Origin of the sequence: Streptomyces asoensis (genome assembly GCF_013085465.1) — a bacterium.
Lineage (GTDB): Bacteria > Actinomycetota > Actinomycetes > Streptomycetales > Streptomycetaceae > Streptomyces > Streptomyces cacaoi_A.
The window spans coordinates 3961156-3977722 of record NZ_CP049838.1 but is presented as its reverse complement, the minus strand read 5'-3'; the positions used below and the strand labels follow the sequence as shown (position 1 = coordinate 3977722).

Below are 16567 nucleotides of genomic sequence, written 5' to 3'. Positions count from 1 at the left end.
CCCTCCACATCTGACGGTACGTCAACTACCGTGCGCCGCCATGGAGTCCGTCGCCGAACTGGTAGCGGCCCGGTGGGGCGACCACCGGCCCGGGCTGTGGTGCCAGAACCCCGCGAGCCTCGAGGACACCGTCCTCACCCATCACGAGGTCGCCGCCGGTGCCGCCGCCCGTGCGGCGCTGCTGGCCGACCTGCTGCCGTCGGACGGTCCGCCGCATCTCGGGGTCCTGCTGGACAACACCCCGGAGTTCCCGCTCTGGCTGTCGGCCGCCGCCCTCGCCGGCGCGGCCGTCGCCGGGATCAACCCCACCCGGCGGGGCCCCGAACTGGCCCGGGACATCCTGCACACCGAGTGCCGGCTGCTGATCACCGAGCACACCCACCTCCCCCTCCTCAGGGGCCTCGACCTGCCCGGGGTCCGCCTGCTGATCACCGGCACCCCGGAGTACGACGACCTGCTCGCCCCGTACGCGGACGCCCGCCCCGACCCCTCCCGGGCCACCCCCGCCGACCGGCTCCTCCTCTACTTCACCTCCGGCTCGACCGGCGCGCCCAAGGCCGCGATCTGCACCCAGGGCCGGCTGGCCGCCGCGGGGCGCTCCCTGGCCGGACAGTTCTCCGTGCGCCGGGACGACGTGCACTACGTCTGCATGCCGATGTTCCACGGCAACGCGGTGATCGCCGACTGGGCGCCCGCACTGGCGGCCGGGGCCGGGGTGGCGCTGCGACGGCGGTTCTCCGCGTCCGGGTTCCTGGCGGACGTACGGCACTACCGGGCGACGTACTTCACCTATGTGGGCCGGGCGATCCAGTACGTCCTGGCCACCGAGCCGCGCCCCGACGACCGGGAGCACGCGCTGCGGCTCGGCTTCGGCACCGAGGCGGGGGCGGTGGACGCGGCCGCCTTCGAACGGAGGTTCGGGGTACGGCTGGTGGAGGGGTACGGCTCCTCGGAGGGCGGGGCGGCCGTGCAGTGGTCGCCGGGGACTCCGGCGGGGGCGGTCGGGCGGGCGGCGCCCGGTCTCGTCGTCCTCGACCAGGAGACACGCGCCGAGTGTCCGCCGGCCGTTCTCGACCCGGCCGGACGGCTGCTGAACGGCGAAGAGGCGATCGGCGAGCTGGTCAACCGGGGCCCCAACCCCTTCGAGGGCTACTGGCGCAACCCGGCGGCGGAGGCGGAGCGGCGCCGGGACGACGGGGAGTACTGGACCGGCGACCTCTTCTACCGCGACCGCGAAGGCTTCCTGTACTTCGCGGGCCGCACCGACGACCGGCTCCGCGTCGACAGCGAGAACCTGGCCGCCGCGATGATCGAGAACATCCTCGCCCGGTACGAGGGAGCGGCCGCCGTGGCCGTCTACGCGGTGCCGGATCCGGTGACCGGGGACCAGGTGATGGCGGCGCTGGCCGGGTCCTTCGATCCGCTCGGTTTCGCCGAGTTCCTGCTCGCCCAGCCCGATCTGGGGACGAAGATGGCGCCCCGGTTCGTACGGGTCCTGGAGCGGATGCCCGTCACCGCCACGAACAAGATCCACCGGGCGCTGCTGCGGCGGGAGGGGATCCGATGCGCCGATCCGGTGTGGTGGCGGCCACCGGGAAAGGCGACGTACAGAAGGCTCACGCCAGAGGACGCCGAAGGGCCCCTCGTTTCCACGAGGGGCCCTTCCTGAGGGGGGTGCGGGTGGCGGAACCCCCGCAACGCGCGGCTTCGCCGCACAAAACACAACGGTGGCGGCTTGCGTTCGCGCTTTCTGCGAACACAAGCCGCCACCGTCATCGTGCGCCGCCAGGGACTCGAACCCCGGACCCGCTGATTAAGAGTCAGCTGCTCTAACCAACTGAGCTAGCGGCGCATGACTCCCGCCCTCCGCCTTCGGCGGCTGGCGACGGAGAAAATACTACCCGGTCCGCGGAGGTGCTCCGGACCATGCCGGGAGCACCCGCCGGGCCATCTGTCGGACGGGCGTCAGATCGCGAGCGACAGCAGTACCGGTGCCGCGTTCCTGTTCAGGGTCTCGGCGGCCTGGCGGAGCCGGTGGGCGTGCTCGACGGGCAGGGAGAGGGCCAGACAGCCCGCCATGGAGCCGGCGGTGATCGGGACGGCCGCGCAGACCGTGCCGATCGCGTACTCCTGGAGGTCGAGCATCGGGACCGTGGGCGGCTGTGCCTCCAGGCGGGAGAGCAGCAGCTTGTCGCTGGTGATGGTGCGCGAGGTGAGCCGGGCCATCTTGTGCCGGGAGAGGTGGTCGCGCCGGCCGTTGTGGTCGAGCTGGCCGAGCAGGCTCTTGCCGAGCGCGGTGGCGTGGGCGGAGGAGCGGAAGTCGACCCACTCGTTGACGGACGGGGTGGCGGGGCCGTCGGCGTACTGGGTGATCGTGACCTCGCCGTCCACGTACCGGCTGATGTAGACGGCGGCGCCGACGGAGTCGCGGAGCCGGTCGAGGGTGCGCTGGAGCTGGTCGCGCAGGGCTTGTTCGCGGTGGTGCGTGGAGCCCAGGCGGGTCAGGGCGTCGCCCGTGACGTACGCCCCGTCGGCGATCTGCTCGACGTAGCCCTCGCGGCGCAGCATGCGCAGGAGTGTGGTCAGCCGCTCCGCGGTGAGTCCGGTCTGACGGGCGAGTTCGGCGTCGGTGACACCGGTGGAGTGCCGCGCCACCGTCTCCAGGACGCGCAACGCTTCCTGGGCCGAGTGGTACGGCACGGTCGGCTCGTGCTTCAGCGCCACGGTTTCCCCCCTGGTCGCCTTTCTGGCCGTGATTCCTGATCTGGCAGCGAATCACCTCCACGATAGCGGCCAAGGGGGCCGGGGGGAGGGGTTGTTGACGAGAATGTGTTGCACCTTCGGCCCCCTCAACTGCGGCGCTGACACGCTGGCATATGCCAAAGTCATGCCCCGTCGTCGAGAGCTGGGGAAAGTCCCTACAGCACCGCGCTCAGGAACTCCCGCGTGCGTTCCTGCTCCGGTGAGCCGAAGATCTGCTCCGGCGGTCCCGCCTCGATGACCCGGCCCGCGTCGAACATCAGGACCTGGTCGGAGATGTCCCGGGCGAAGTTCATCTCGTGCGTCACACAGAGCATCGTGATGTCGGTGGTGCGGGCGATGTCCCTGAGGACGTCGAGGACGCCCGCGACCAGCTCCGGGTCCAGCGCCGAGGTGACCTCGTCGAGGAGCAGGATCTGCGGCCGCATCGCCAGCGCCCGGGCGATCGCGACGCGCTGCTGCTGGCCGCCCGACAGCCGGGACGGCTTCGCGTCGCACTTGTCGGCCAGGCCCACCAGGTCCAGCAGCTCACGAGCCCGCTCCTCCGCCTCGTCCTTGGACAGGCCGAGCACGGTCACCGGGGCCTCGGTGAGGTTTCTGAGCACGCTCATGTTCGGGAACAGGTTGAACTGCTGGAACACCATCCCGATCTTCTTGCGGACCTCGCGGACCTGCTTCTCCGGCGCCGGGAACAGCTGCTGCCCGTCGACGGTGATGGTGCCCTCGTCGGGCTTGGTCAGGGTCATCAGCAGCCGCAGGATCGTGGTCTTGCCGGAGCCCGAGGGGCCGATGAGGGTGACGTGCTTGCCGGGCTGCACGGAGAAGTCCAGATGGTCGAGGACGGTGTTGTCCCCGAACCGCTTGGTGACCTGTTCCAGCCGTATCAGCTCGGTGCTCTTGGGGGTGTCGGCGGGCTGCTTGAGGGTGTCAACGGACAAGGCGTCGCTCCAGGGTGCGCATGAGGACGGAGGCGAGATAGGAGATGACGATGAAGGCCACGCCGATCACCGTGAGGGGCTCGGTGAACTGGAAGTGCTCCTGGGAGAAGAGCCGGGCCCGGCCGAGCATCTCCAGCACGGTGATCGCCATCAGCATCGGCGTGTCCTTGAGCATCGAGATGACGTAGTTGCCGAGCGCCGGCACGACCCGGCGGACCGCCTGCGGAAGGATCACCGCACGCCAGGTCCGGGCCTTCGGCAGGTTCAGCGCGGTCGCCGCCTCCCACTGGCCGACGGGCACCGCCTCGATACCGGCCCGGTAGACCTGCATCGTGTACGTCGAGTAGTGCAGCCCGATCGCGACGACCCCGGTGGCCATCGCCGACAGGGTCAGTCCCCATTCGGGCAGCACGTAGAAGAGGAAGAACAGCTGCACCAGCAGCGGGGTGTCCCGGACGAACTCGGTCACGATCCCGACCGGCCACTGCACCCACCGCGTGGGTGTCCGCATCAGCAGCGCCCACACCAGACCCAGCGTGAACGAGATCAGCGAGCCGAGGACCAGCGCCTGGAGGGTGACCAGCAGGCCGTCCCAGAACAACGGCATGAAGTCGCGGACCGCGTTCCAGTCCCAGTTCATCGCACACCCGCCTTCAGGTGGTTCTCGAGCCCGCGCATCACCCGGGTGAGCAGGAACGCGATCACGAAGTAGATGAGCAGTACGTAGGTGTAGATCTCCGCGCTCTCCTGGAGCGCCAGGCGGACCAGGTTGCCGCTGAAGGCCAGGTCGCCCATGCCCATGACGGACACCAGGGCGGTGCCCTTGAGCAGTTCGACGAGGAGGTTGGAGAACGGCGGGATCATCTCCGGCACCGCCTGCGGCAGCAGGATCTTGCGCATCCGCTGCCCGGGCGTGAAGCCGAGCGCGATGCCGCCCTCCCGCTGTGCCGGGTCGACGGCCTGGAGGCCACCGCGCACGATCTCGGCGCCGTACGCGCCGTACGTCAGCCCGAGCGCGAGGGTGCCCGCCCACATCGGCACCAGCTGCCAGCCGAAGGCGGGCGGCAGCACGAAGAACACCCAGAAGATCATCACGAGGGCCGAGGTCCCGCGGAACACCTCGGTGTAGAAGCCCGCGAGGAAGCGGACGATCCACAGCCGATGGGTCCGCGCGATCCCGACGACGAAGGAGACGGCAGCGCCCAGCAGGGCGCTGAACACCAGCAGTTGAACGGTCGCCCAGATCCCCCTGAGGACGAGTTCCCAGAGTCCCGAGGTCATCCGCCGCACAGCTCCTTCGCGGTCAGGTCGGTCATCTCGGCCTCGGTGAACCCGAAGGGCCGCAGGATGCGGAACAACTCCCCGCTCTTCTTCAGTTTGCGCAGCTCGACGTTGAAGGCGTCCCGCAGCTTCGTCTCGGTCGGCCGGAACGCGAACGCGCCCCCGTCGACATGCGGCTTGCCGTCGACCAGCGGGGCGAACGGCTTGGTCGCCTCGGCCTTGGCGGACTTCTTGACGACCTCACGGGCGGTGAGCGCCGTACCGGCGAAGACGTCGACCCGCCCCGCCTCGACGGCGTTCAGCCCGGCGACCTGGTCAGGAACGATCAGGATGTCGCTCTGCTTGTACCCCGCCTCGACGGCGTACTGGATCTCGGCGTACCCGGTCCCGGTGGCGAACTTCGCGCCCTTCTCCACCACGTCCCGGTAGGAGTGCAACCCCTTCGGGTTCCCCTTACGGACGATGAAGGCATCCAGCATCTGATAGTCCGGGTCGGCGAATATCACCTGCTCGCAGCGGTCGGGATTGACGTACATCCCGGCGGCCACGACATCGAACTGCTGGGAACCGAGGCCCGGAATGAGCGAGCCGAACTCGGTGGGCACGGGCTGCACTTTGTCGACGCCGAGCCGCTTGAATATCGCTTTCGCCAACTCGGGTGCCTCACCCGTAAGTTGACCGTCCCTGTCGATGTATCCGAAGGGAATCTCACCGGCTATCCCGAGCCGTACGACACCCTGCGCGCGGAGTCTCTCCAGCAGGTCGCCGCCGGGTGCGGTCGACGCCGTCGCCACCCGTGAGCAGCCCGCGACGCCCAGCGTGCCGAGCGCCGCCACCCCCGCGAGCAGCGATCGGCGGGAGGTTCCGGTTGTGTGTATGCGATGACTGAGTTGTCTGGTCGGTGGAGCCATGGCGGCGCGGCTACCCAGGACGACACGACGTATGCACCATGGATCGCATGGCTGCCGACCGCTACCTCGAGGTCTCCCTGGTGAAACGGGGAATCCACTGCACGGCAAAACTGCTGGCCGACCGCGCCCCGGTCACCTGCGACGCCGTCTGGAACGCCCTGCCTCTCGCCGGTGACGTCTATCACGCGAAGTACGCCCGCAACGAGATCTACGCCCTCTTCCCACCCTTCGCGGAAACGGAACCGCCCCTGGAGAATCCGACGGTCACCCCGATTCCCGGAGATCTCTGCTATTTCTCCTTCGCCGGAACGGAACTGGGCACCGGCGCCTACGGCTACGACCGCGAGGTCCGCCCGGACACGACCGTCGTCGACCTGGCCCTCTTCTACGAACGCAACAACCTGCTCCTCAACGGCGACGTCGGCTGGGTCCCCGGCATCGTCTGGGGCCGGATCGTGGCGGGCCTGGAGGAGATGGCGGAAGCGTGCAACGACCTGTGGCGAACGGGCGCGGCGGGAGAGACGCTGCGGTTCCGGCGTTCCGGCCCGCCCGGGTGAGGGCTACGGCCGGCCGCGCAACGCATGCCCCGCCCGTAGCACCAGGTCGTCCCGGTGGCGGGCGGCCACGATCTGCAACCCCACCGGCAGCCCGTCGTCGTCCGTCCCCACCGGAACCGTCGCCGCGGGCTGCTGGGTGAGGTTGAAGGGATAGGTGAAGGGCGTCCAACCCGTCCAGCGCCGATGCCCCGACCCCGCCGGCACCTCGACTCCCGCCTCGAACGCCGTGATCGGCAGCGTCGGGGTGAGGAGCAGGTCGTAGGTGTCGTGGAAACGGCCCATGCGGCGGCCCAGTTCCATCCGGACGTCCACCGCGGTCAGATAGTCGAGGGCGGTGTACCGCGCGCCCTCGGCGCAGATCTCCCGCAGCCCGGGGTCGAGCGACTCCCGCCGGTCCGCCCCCAGCCGCCGGGTCACCTGGGCCGCCCCGGCGAACCACAGGGTGTGGAAGGCGTCCACCGGGTCGGTGAAGTCCGGGTCGGCCTCCTCGACGTACGCGCCGAGTTCCGCCAGCCGCTCCACGGCCCGCCGTACGGCCGCCGCGACCCCCGGCCGTACGGCGACCTGTCCGCCCAGCGACGGCGAGTACGCCACCCGCAGCCCGCGCACGCCCCGGTCGAGCCCCGCCCGGAACGACCCGTCCGCCGGACCCAGCGCCGACCAGTCCCGCGAGTCCGGCACGCCGATCACGTCGAGCAGCAGCGCCGCGTCCGCCGCGTCCCGGGTCATCGGACCCACGTGCGCCAGCGTGCCGAAGGCGCTCGCCGGGTACAACGGCACGCGGCCGTACGTCGGTTTCAGCGCGAAGATCCCGCAGAACGCGGCCGGGATACGGACGCTGCCCCCGCCGTCCGTCCCCAGCGACAGCGGCCCCGCGCCGAGCGCCACGGCGGCCGCGCTCCCGCCGCTGGAACCGCCCGCCGTGCGCGACGGGTCGTGCGGGTTGCGGGTCACGCCGGTCAGCGGGGAGTCCGTCACCCCCTTCCAGCCGTACTCGGGGGTGGTGGTCTTGCCGACGAAGACCGCGCCGGCCTCGCGCAGCCGGGCGACGGCAGGGGCGTCCTCGTCCCAGGAGCCCGACGGGTCGACGGACTTCGAGCCGCGCAGGGTCGGATGCCCCTTGAGCAGCAGGATGTCCTTGACCGTCACCGGCACTCCGTCGAGCGGCCCGGCCGGCTCCCCGCGCCGCCACCGCTCCCGCGAGGCCTGCGCCTGCGCCGACGCCTCGTCGGCGAGGATCCGTACGAACGCGTTCACCTCCGGCTGGATCCGCTCGGCCCGGTCCAGGGCCGCGCGGGTCGCCTCCACGGGGCTGAACCCGCCCTTGCGGTAACCGTCGAGGAGCTCGGTCGCCGTGAGTGTGGTGAGGTCGGTCATGCACCCTCCCGAGGCCGGGGACGTCAGTGTCCGGGCACGTATCCGCGCTGCTTGTCGACCACGTTCTTCAGCGGTCGGCCCGCCGCCCACCGCTCGAACAACTCCACGAACTGCGCGCCGAGTTCGTCCCGCCAGCCGACCGTGTCGCCGCTCATGTGGGGCGAGATCAGCAGCCCCGGCACGTGCCACAACGGGCTGTCGGCAGCGAGGGGTTCGGTGGTGAGGACGTCCAGGGCGGCGCCCGCGATCCATCGCCGCTCCAGGGCTTGCACCAGCGCCTCCTCGACGACCAGCGGCCCGCGGCCGACGTTCACGAAGCGGGCGGAGGGCTGCATCACGCCGAACCGCCGCGTGTCGAACATGCCGTGCGTCTGCTCGGTGAGCGGGGCGGCCGCGATCACCCAGTCGGCGCGGGCGAGGAGCCGGTCCAGATCCTGGGGTCCGTGGATGCCGGTGCGCGGGACGCGGCCGACGACAGCCGTGGTCATGCCGAGCGCCTTCAGGGTGCGGGCGATCGCCCGTCCGATCGGCCCGGACCCGACGACGACCGCCCGGGTCCCGGAGACCCGCCCGCCCTCCCGGTGACGCCACTCGCCCCGCTGCTGAAGCTCCCAGCTTCGCGGCAGATCCTTCGCCATCGCCAGGACCAGCGCGGCGACGTACTCGGCGATCGGCTCGTCGAAGATCCCGCGGGCGTTGGTCACCACCGTGTCCGAGGCGGCGAGCTCGGGGCTCAGCAGGTGGTCCACGCCCGCGCTCGCCGTGTGCACCCAGCGCGGCCGCGGCCCCTCGCCGGGCCAGGCGGCGCGCACCGCGTGCGAGGTGAAGTCCCAGACCAGCAGGACGTCCGCCGCGGGCAGCCGCGCGGCGAGGGAGGCCTCGTCGGTGTGCAGCACCCGGGCCCGCCCGGTGAGGCGCCCGAGCCGGGGGAGGGGATCGGCGTCCAACACGAGAAGCGTGGGCAGAGCTGCGGGGACGACGGCCATCCGGTGCCCCCTCCGTCCGTGACCAAGTGCCTGACGTGCGCGGATTGACCACGTTCGCACCCGAACCTACCGTCGTCAACACGGCCGTTCGTACGGCTCGTTGCGCATCCTGTCTCCCGGTGAGGGCGGTGCCCGCAATGGACGTCACCTTTCTCGGCGGCCCCCGCGCGCAGCGCGGCCTCGGTGTCGTCGCCCCCTTCGACTTCGCGCTGGATCGCGAGCTGTGGCGCTGGACGCCGGACGACGTCTCGCTCCACCTGACCCGCACGCCGTACGTCCCGGTCGAGGTCAGCCTGGACCTCGCCCGCCGGGTGAGCGAGCACGAGACCCTCAGGGACGCCGTCCGCACCCTGATCGCGGTCGCCCCGGAGACCGTCGCCTATGCCTGCGCCTCGGGCAGCTTCGTCGGCGGGCTCGCGGGGGAGCGGGCGATGTGCGAGGCGATGACCCGGGCCGGTGCGACGCCGTCCGTGACCACCTCGGGCGCGCTGATCGAGGCCCTGACGGAGCTGGGCGCCCGCCGGGTGGCCCTGGTGACGCCGTACACGGAGTCGGTGACGCGGTCGCTGGAGGAGTACGTGGCCGAGGCGGGCGGCACGGTCACCGGACGCGCGTTCATGGGCCTGACCCGGCACATCTGGAAGGTGCCGTACCGGGAGGTGGTGGAGATGGCCCACCGGGCGGTGCCCGCGCCCGCGACCGCCGACGTGCTGTTCATCTCCTGCACCAACCTGCCGACCTACGACGTCATCCCCCAACTGGAGGCCGAACTACGCATACCGGTGATCTCGGCCAACCAGGTGACCATGTGGGCGGCGTTGCGCCGACTGGGTACCCGAGCGGTGGGACCGTATCAAGCGCTGCTGGACACTTCGGCACGCGTGTGGCCCCCCGGGCTGCCGGACACCCGGGTACCGCGGGAACTTCCCGTGCCGCAGGAACCCCCGGTCCTGCCGGAAGAAGAGCAGCAGGAAGGCTGGACATGACCGCACTCGGTTTCCTCTACCCGGGCCACTCGGCCGAGGACGACTACCCCCGTATCGAGCAGCTCCTGGGCAGTGACATCCGGTTGGACCTGGTCCACACGGACATCGGCGAGGACGCGCACCGGGTCGACGCGTTGCGCCAGATGGGCGCGCCGGAGCGGCTGGCGAAGGGCGTCGAGCAGCTGCGGCTGGCCGGCGCCGAGGCGATCGTGTGGGCCTGCACCAGCGGCGGCTTCGTGCACGGCTGGGAGGGCGCCCAGGAGCAGGTGCGCACCCTGGCCACGACCGCCGGGATGCCGGCCTCCTCCACCTCCTTCGCCTTCGTGCACGCGGCCCAGGAGATCGGCGCGGGGCGGGTCGCCGTCGGCGCGACGTACCCGGACGACGTGGCGGCACTGTTCGCCGAGTTCCTGCGGGCGGGCGGCGTGGAGGTGACCGGCGTCCACAGCGCCGGGATCGTCACGGCGGCCGAGGTCGGCACCTGGGGCGAGGCGGAGGTGTTCGCCCTCGCGCGGGCGGCCGACGCGCCCGACGCCCGGGCGATCCTGCTGCCCGACACCGCCCTGCACACGGCCGCGCTCCTCCCCGCCCTGGAGAAGGAGCTCGGCAAGCCGGTCCTCACCGCCAACCAGGTCACGGTCTGGGAGGCCCTGCGTCTCACCGACCGCCGAGTGAACGCCCCGGGCCTGGGCAGCCTGTTCACCCGGGAGCCGATCGTGCAGGTGTGAACCGGGCGAGGGGGGCCATGCAGGCGGAAACGGTCATAGCCGTCGCGGCGACGGTCGTCGCGCTCGGCTCGCTCTGGGTCAGCTACAGCCAGAGCCGGGCTGCCCGTGTGCACAACCGGCAGTCCCTGCGGCCCATCCTCCAGATACGACGCATCCGGAACCGGCAGCAGGGTCTCACCGGGCTGAAGGTGATCAACGCCGGACTGGGCCCGGCCGTGATCACGGCCACCGTGGTGCGCTGGGACGGTGTGGTCGCCGGGCAGTGGGCCCGAGAGGCCTGGAACGTGATGCTCGACTCCGACGAGGGGGTCCAGAAGTACGCGCTCCGGCAGGGTTCCGTCGTCCTGGTCGGTGAGTCCACCTTCCTGGTCCGCCTGGACACGGACGACCCCGACCGTCTCCTCCGCTTCCACGACGGCATCAGGGACCGGCTGGCGATCGACATCCACTACGAGTCCGTCTACGGCGGGGAGGGATTCGTCGTCTCCTCGAACGGCGCGGAATAAACGGGGACACCCTCCTGTTGTCGGCCCGAGGACAGTGCACGGTCGACAACAGGAGGACCCCCGTGGCGGCGGACGAGACGGTGAGTGATGTGACGGTGGCGGACGAGATCCGAGGGGCGGCTCAGGGCGGCGCGCCGGTGCCGCTCTCCGTACTGGACCTGGTCACCGTCGGCTCCGGCAGCACCGCCACCGAGGCGCTGCGCACCAGCGTCGAACTCGCGCGGTTCACCGAGTCGCGCGGCTTCCACCGCTACTGGGTCGCCGAGCACCACTCGATGCCGGGCGTCGCCTCCTCCTCGCCCGCGGTGATCCTCGCCCACCTCGCTGCCCACACCGACCGCATCCGGCTCGGCTCGGGCGGCGTGATGCTGCCCAACCACGCGCCCCTCGTCATCGCCGAGCAGTTCGGCACCCTGGAGGCGCTGGCCCCGCACCGCGTCGACCTCGGCCTCGGCCGCGCCCCGGGCACGGACGGCGCCACCGCCGCGGCCCTCCGCCGCACCGCCACCCTGCACGAGGGCGCCGACGACTTCCCCGAGCAGCTCGCCGAGCTCACCCGCTTCCTGGACGACGACTTTCCCGACGGCCACCGCTACGGCCGTATCCACGCGATCCCCGGCCCGGTCCAGGGCACGTCCCCCGGCGGGGTGCAGTCGCCGCACCGGCCGCCCGTCTGGCTGCTCGGCTCCTCCGGCTTCAGCGCCCGGCTGGCCGGTGTGCTCGGCCTGCCCTTCGCCTTCGCGCACCACTTCTCGGCGCAGAACACCGTCCCGGCCCTCGACCTGTACCGGGAGTCCTTCCGGCCGTCCGAGGTGCTCGCCGAGCCGTACGCGCTGATCGGCGTCTCCGTGCTCGCCGTCGACGAGGAGCGGGAGGCCCGCCGTCAGATCCTGGCCACCGGCCTCAACATGATCCGGCTGCGCGGCGGCCGTCCCGGTCTGTTCCCCTCCCCCGAGGAGGCGGAGGCGCACGAATTCAGTCCGTTGGAACGGGAGTTCGTCGACTCCTGGGGCGCGAATATCATCCACGGCACGGCCGACGAGGTCCGCACCGGCCTCGACGACCTCCACAAGCGCACCGGCGCCGACGAGTTGATGCTCACCAGCCACGCCCACCGCGGCGAGCTGCGCCTGCGCTCCTACGAACTCGTCGCGGACGCCTACGGGTTGCCGACGGCGTAGGTCTCGGTCCCCAGCAGCTCGGAGATACGATCCGGCGACACCGGACGGGAGTACAACCACCCCTGCCCGGTGTCGCAGCCGATGCTGCGCAGTCGGGTCGCCTGCGCGGAGGTCTCCACGCACTCGGCGGTGACGGTCAGCCCCAGCCGGTGGGCGAGGTCGATCATCGCCTCGACGACGACCTGGTCGGCCGGGTTCGGCGGGGAGCCCGCGCCCTCGTACTGGAAGCCGCGTACGAAGGACCCGTCGAGCTTCAGCACCGACACCGGCAGCCGGCTCAGGTAGGCGAGGTTGGAGTAGCCGGTGCCGAAGTCGTCGATGGCGATGCCCACGCCCATGTCGCTGAGCGCCTGGAGCGCCTGGAGCGGCCGCCCCGCCGAGCCCATCACGGCCGACTCGGTGAGCTCCAGCTGGAGCAGGTGCGGCGCGAGCCCGGTCTCGGCGAGGATCTCCGCCACATCCGCCACCAGGTCGGAGTCCCACACCTGACGCACCGCCACGTTGACGCTGACGAACAGCGGCGGATCGTCCGGATTGTCCAGCTGCCACTGCCGTGCCTGCCGACAGGCGGTGGCCAGAACCCATCGGCCGAGCGGCACGATGGAACCGTCCTCCTCGGCCAGCGCGACGAACCGATTCGGCGACAGCAGCCCGAACCGGGGGTGATCCCAGCGCACCAGCGCCTCCACGCCGCGCAGCCGGCCGTCCGACATGCCGACCAGCGGCTGGTAGTCGAGGCGGAACTCGCCGCGCTCGATGGCCGGACGGAGCGTGGAGGCCAGCGCCTGCCGGGTCATCAGATGCGCGTTGCGCTCGGGGTCGAACAGCGTCCAGCGGTCCTTGCCGTCCACCTTCGCCCAGTACAGGGTCGTGTCGGCGGCCTGCATCAGACCGGTCGCCGTGGTGCCGGCCGCGTGCCGCTCCACCACCCCGATCGACGCGGAGACGTTCAGCCGGTGCCCGGCCAGGTCGAAGGGGGCCTGGAGCGCCTTGAGCACGGACTCGGCGAGATCGGCGAGCTGCTCGGTGCCGGTGGAGTCCTCGACCAGCAGGGCGAACTCGTCGCCGCCCAGCCGGGCCACCAGCGGCACGCTCGGCCGGGTCTGCCCGGCCTGCTCGGCGCACTCCGTCAGCCGTTCGGCGACGGCGGCCAGCAGCAGGTCGCCGACCCGGTGACCGAGGGTGTCGTTGACCGCCTTGAAGCCGTCCAGGTCCAGGTAGCACAGGCCGATCCGGCCGGTCCCGCTCTGCTCGTACGCCTCCGCCTCCAGCGCGGCGGACACCCGCTCGAAGAACAGGGTCCGGTTGGGCAGCCTGGTCACCGGGTCGTGCATCTGGAGGTGGCGCAGTCTCGCCTGGAGGTCACGGTGAGCGCTCACGTCGGCGACCGACAGCAGTACGCCGGGCATGTCCGCGTCGAGGGGGGAGATGGTGACCTGCGCCCACAGTGAGCGCCCGTCGGGCTGCTTCAGGCGCCGGGTGCAGCGCAGCTTCGCCTGCCGGCCGCGCAGCACCTCGCGGTAGGCGTGCCAGGTGCGCGGGTCGGAGGCCAGGTCCAGCAGGTCGGAGGCGACCCGCCCGACCAGGCCCGTGCTCCCGCCGCCGAGCAGCGCGCCGAGCGCGTCGTTGGCGTCGACGATGCGACCCTCGCCGTCGACCACGGCCATGGCGAGGGGTGCCGCCGCGAAGACGGAACGGTAGGCCGGTGGTCGGTTGACCAGAAGCCCGCTTTCCGTACTGTCGATGTCACTCTCTGTGACGGCTGACCGGTCGAGGTCTGCCGCGGGCGTCGGCCCTTCGGACGTTCCGCTCACCGCTCGCTCCCGCAGTGCACTCGATCGCTGTCCGTGCAGGAAAGTCTGCCGATCATAGAGGCTGCCCCCGGACCCGCGCAGCCACTGCCCAGTGTCCCCGAACAACCGGCCTTTCTGACAGATCGTTTCTGCCCGCACCTGGCCCGGTTCTGTGGGGGGACGACCGCTTGTGACGTTCCGTGAGAATTCCGGGGGTGTCGAGGTGATGCCCGCTTTCCGCCTCCTCACTCGTCTGGGGCAGACAAACAGGGCGTAGTACGACAATTTGACACAGGCTGGGTGGCGGTGTCCCGTGAACCGCCTTCCGGAGGTCCCTGTGCCGCGACTGCCGCGACGTGAGCGACTGCTTCCGCGCCCCCGACTGCGCAGTACCGCGGCCGTGTTCACCACCCTCTCGGCGCTGGTCGCGAACTCGCTCGTCGGCGGCCCCTCGGTCGCCGAGCCGTTCTCGCCCGCCCCGTGCGCCCTGACCCGCACCATGGCCCACCACTCGGAGGGCGTGGACACCTGGAACACCGCCTACCCCCGCCCGGCCCGCTCCCTCGACGCGGTGATGGTCTTCCTGTCCTTCCCGGACCGGTTCCCGACGACCTCCCCCGACGAACTGGCCGCCGACCACTTCCCGGCCACCAGCCGCTTCTTCCGGCAGGCGTCCTACGGGAAGTTCGCCCTGCGCGCGCATCCGCTGAAGCGCTGGATCCGCATGCCGAAGCCGTCCACCGCGTACGCCATACAGCGCGACTGGAACGCCGACAGCCGGGCCGCCTACCTGCACGACGCGCTGGCCGCCGCCGACCCCCACGTGGACTTCTCCCGCTACGACGTCGTCTACTTCGTGGCGGACCCGGACGCGCCGGGCGTCGACTCGGACGCCACGAAGGTCGTCAACCTGGACACCCCGCTGAACGCCGACGGCACGGACATCCGCCGGGTCGTCACGGTCTTCGAGCAGCACCCCCCGGACCGTCTCGTCCTCGCCCACGAGACGGGCCATGTCTTCGACCTGCCCGACCTCTACCACCGCCCCGTCGACGGCAAGGGCGACTGGGACACCTACGTCGGCGACTGGGACCTGATGGGCAGCCAGTTCGGCCTCGCCCCCGATCTGTTCGCCTGGCACAAATGGAAACTGGGCTGGCTGGACGAGCGCCAGGTGGTGTGCGTACGGGGGCCGGGTCCGACCCGGCTGACCCTGGAACCGCTGAGCGCCGGGCCGGGCGTGCCGGTCGCCGCCGCCTCCGGGGCGCCGGCCTTCGGGCTCGGCAACGGGCCCAAGCTTGCGGTGGTGCGCACCGGCCCCGACAGCGCGCTCGCCTTCGAGGCGCGCAGCCCGGCGGGCAATGACCTGGCGGCCTGCCGCACCGGCGTCCTCGTCTACCGCATCAGCAGCGGCGCCCGGTCCGGCCGGGGCCCGGTCGAGGTGATCGACGCCCACCCGCGCACCGAGGCCTGCTGGGAGAACTCCGTCTACCCGCCCCTCGCGGACGCCCCGGTCGCCCTCGGCGAGAGCTTCACGGTGCCGGGCAACGGAGTACGGGTGGACGTGGAGGGGCGCACGGTGTCGGGGGAGTGGACGGTGAAGATCACGCCGGGGACGAAGCTGTGACCCCTCCCGCGGCATCCCGGACGTGACCCGTCCCGGACGTGACCCGTTTCGGACACGCGAAAGGCCCCTCGCTCTCACGAGGGGCCTTTGCCGGAGGGGGTGTGGGTGGCGTAGCCCCCACAGTGCGCGGCGCAGCCGCGCAGGAATGACGACGGCGGGGCTGGTTCGCGCTTTCTGCGAACAAGCCCCGCCGTCGACGTCGTGCGCCGCCAGGGACTCGAACCCCGGACCCGCTGATTAAGAGTCAGCTGCTCTAACCAACTGAGCTAGCGGCGCCTGCTGACGTCGTAGACCTTAGCATCCTGATCCTGGGGAGGAGAAATCGAAATCCGCACGGCCGAACGGGCCGCCCGGACCGCCGCCCACAGCAGGATCTCCGGGCCCGGCAGCCACGGATGACGGGTGTCCGGGGCGACCATCCAGCGCGTCGACGCGCCGTCCCCGGCGGGGGTGAGCGCGGGCACGGTCACCGCGTCGCCCGTGCCGTGGCACAGCAGCGGCGGCACCGTCGCGGTACGGCCGTCCTTGCGTCCTTCGGCGCTCCACTCCTCCCACTCCAGCAGCGAGGGCAGCCGCTGGGCCGTGCCCGGTGCGGCGAAGAGCAGCGTCCGCCCGCGGAAGGCGGCCACCGGCCCGGAGCCCGGCCCCTCGCCCCACAGCCGGTCTAGCATCAGCCGCCCGAACATCGCCGGCGCGCTGACGATGTCGAACGCCGAGCCGCAGGGCAGCACCACCGGGGCCTGCGGCCGCTCCTTCCAGAAGGCGAGCGTGCTGCGCGGATAGGTCCCGGCGGAGGCCAGCCAGGCGGCGCCGTCCGGGGTGACACCGATGGGTTCGTCGCATGCGCTGCTCATACCTCCAGGTCTACCGGGGGTGAGCGGGTGATTTCACAGGGTTGCGGGAAACCGGGACGGGAGGGGACGGGGAGGAGTATCT

The 16567-nt window shown here is 71.4% G+C and carries 16 protein-coding genes and 2 tRNA genes; 7 read left to right on the top strand and 11 right to left on the bottom strand.

Annotated features, from left to right (window positions below):
* Nucleotides 1-40: 40 nt before the first annotated feature.
* Nucleotides 41-1669: an AMP-binding protein gene (locus G9272_RS17710; RefSeq protein WP_171397490.1), complete on the top strand. Its 1629-nt coding sequence runs from the start codon at nucleotides 41-43 to the stop codon at nucleotides 1667-1669.
* Nucleotides 1670-1778: 109 nt separating this feature from the next.
* On the opposite strand, the gene G9272_RS17705 is transcribed toward G9272_RS17710, so the two are convergent.
* The 6 genes from G9272_RS17705 to ehuB form a co-directional block, all read right to left on the bottom strand.
* Nucleotides 1779-1852: transfer RNA gene (locus G9272_RS17705), tRNA-Lys, on the bottom strand.
* Between the two features lie 113 nt (nucleotides 1853-1965).
* Complete coding sequence (locus G9272_RS17700) at nucleotides 1966-2724, bottom strand: IclR family transcriptional regulator (RefSeq protein ID WP_171397489.1); 759 nt, start codon at nucleotides 2722-2724, stop codon at nucleotides 1966-1968.
* 194 nt (nucleotides 2725-2918) lie between these two features.
* Nucleotides 2919-3698: an ectoine/hydroxyectoine ABC transporter ATP-binding protein EhuA gene (gene ehuA, locus G9272_RS17695; protein ID WP_171397488.1), complete on the bottom strand. Its 780-nt coding sequence runs from the start codon at nucleotides 3696-3698 to the stop codon at nucleotides 2919-2921.
* Nucleotides 3688-4338, bottom strand: coding sequence for an ectoine/hydroxyectoine ABC transporter permease subunit EhuD (gene ehuD, locus G9272_RS17690; RefSeq protein WP_171397487.1), 651 nt, complete (start codon nucleotides 4336-4338; stop codon nucleotides 3688-3690). Before ehuD ends, ehuA begins: the two co-directional genes overlap by 11 nt.
* A complete protein-coding gene (gene ehuC / locus G9272_RS17685) occupies nucleotides 4335-4979 on the bottom strand; it encodes an ectoine/hydroxyectoine ABC transporter permease subunit EhuC (RefSeq protein ID WP_171397486.1) in 645 nt (214 codons plus the stop codon). The genes ehuD and ehuC overlap by 4 nt, the downstream gene beginning before the upstream one ends.
* The gene (gene ehuB, locus G9272_RS17680; RefSeq protein WP_171397485.1) at nucleotides 4976-5890 is read right to left on the bottom strand and encodes an ectoine/hydroxyectoine ABC transporter substrate-binding protein EhuB; all 915 of its coding nucleotides are present in this window, start codon (nucleotides 5888-5890) and stop codon (nucleotides 4976-4978) included. The genes ehuC and ehuB overlap by 4 nt, the downstream gene beginning before the upstream one ends.
* Nucleotides 5891-5937: 47 nt before the next feature.
* Here ehuB and G9272_RS17675 point away from each other — a divergent pair, with 47 nt between their 5' ends.
* Complete coding sequence (locus G9272_RS17675) at nucleotides 5938-6447, top strand: DUF3830 family protein (protein ID WP_253267843.1); 510 nt, start codon at nucleotides 5938-5940, stop codon at nucleotides 6445-6447.
* Between the two features lie 3 nt (nucleotides 6448-6450).
* Here the strand turns inward: G9272_RS17675 and G9272_RS17670 are convergent, their stop codons facing one another.
* On the bottom strand, nucleotides 6451-7824 hold the full coding sequence (locus G9272_RS17670) for an amidase (RefSeq protein ID WP_171397483.1): 1374 nt from the start codon (nucleotides 7822-7824) through the stop codon (nucleotides 6451-6453).
* Between the two features lie 23 nt (nucleotides 7825-7847).
* Nucleotides 7848-8810, bottom strand: coding sequence for a D-2-hydroxyacid dehydrogenase (locus tag G9272_RS17665; RefSeq protein WP_171397482.1), 963 nt, complete (start codon nucleotides 8808-8810; stop codon nucleotides 7848-7850).
* A gap of 137 nt (nucleotides 8811-8947) precedes the next feature.
* Here G9272_RS17665 and G9272_RS17660 point away from each other — a divergent pair, with 137 nt between their 5' ends.
* The 4 genes from G9272_RS17660 to G9272_RS17645 all read left to right on the top strand — a co-directional run bounded on the left by G9272_RS17660 (nucleotide 8948) and on the right by G9272_RS17645 (nucleotide 12211).
* Complete coding sequence (locus G9272_RS17660; protein WP_171397481.1) at nucleotides 8948-9796, top strand: maleate cis-trans isomerase family protein; 849 nt, start codon at nucleotides 8948-8950, stop codon at nucleotides 9794-9796.
* A complete protein-coding gene (locus G9272_RS17655; protein WP_171397480.1) occupies nucleotides 9793-10524 on the top strand; it encodes a maleate cis-trans isomerase family protein in 732 nt (243 codons plus the stop codon). The genes G9272_RS17660 and G9272_RS17655 overlap by 4 nt, the downstream gene beginning before the upstream one ends.
* Nucleotides 10525-10541: 17 nt before the next feature.
* Nucleotides 10542-11030: a hypothetical protein gene (locus G9272_RS17650; RefSeq protein ID WP_171397479.1), complete on the top strand. Its 489-nt coding sequence runs from the start codon at nucleotides 10542-10544 to the stop codon at nucleotides 11028-11030.
* A gap of 62 nt (nucleotides 11031-11092) precedes the next feature.
* The gene (locus tag G9272_RS17645) at nucleotides 11093-12211 is read left to right on the top strand and encodes an LLM class flavin-dependent oxidoreductase (protein WP_171397478.1); all 1119 of its coding nucleotides are present in this window, start codon (nucleotides 11093-11095) and stop codon (nucleotides 12209-12211) included.
* On the opposite strand, the gene G9272_RS17640 is transcribed toward G9272_RS17645, so the two are convergent.
* Entirely contained in the window at nucleotides 12190-14025 is a 1836-nt protein-coding gene (locus G9272_RS17640; protein ID WP_171397477.1) for a putative bifunctional diguanylate cyclase/phosphodiesterase, read from the bottom strand. The two genes, G9272_RS17645 and G9272_RS17640, sit on opposite strands and share 22 nt — an antisense overlap.
* Before the next feature lie 292 nt (nucleotides 14026-14317).
* On the opposite strand from G9272_RS17640, the gene G9272_RS17635 reads away from it, so the two are divergent.
* Nucleotides 14318-15631, top strand: a complete 1314-nt coding sequence (locus G9272_RS17635; RefSeq protein WP_171397476.1) for a M6 family metalloprotease domain-containing protein — start codon at nucleotides 14318-14320, stop codon at nucleotides 15629-15631.
* Between the two features lie 202 nt (nucleotides 15632-15833).
* Here the strand turns inward: G9272_RS17635 and G9272_RS17630 are convergent.
* Both G9272_RS17630 and G9272_RS17625 read right to left on the bottom strand, forming a co-directional pair.
* Nucleotides 15834-15907 (bottom strand) — tRNA-Lys (locus G9272_RS17630).
* Nucleotides 15898-16485, bottom strand: a complete 588-nt coding sequence (locus G9272_RS17625; protein WP_171397475.1) for a bifunctional DNA primase/polymerase — start codon at nucleotides 16483-16485, stop codon at nucleotides 15898-15900. Before G9272_RS17625 ends, G9272_RS17630 begins: the two co-directional genes overlap by 10 nt.
* Nucleotides 16486-16567: the final 82 nt, after the last annotated feature.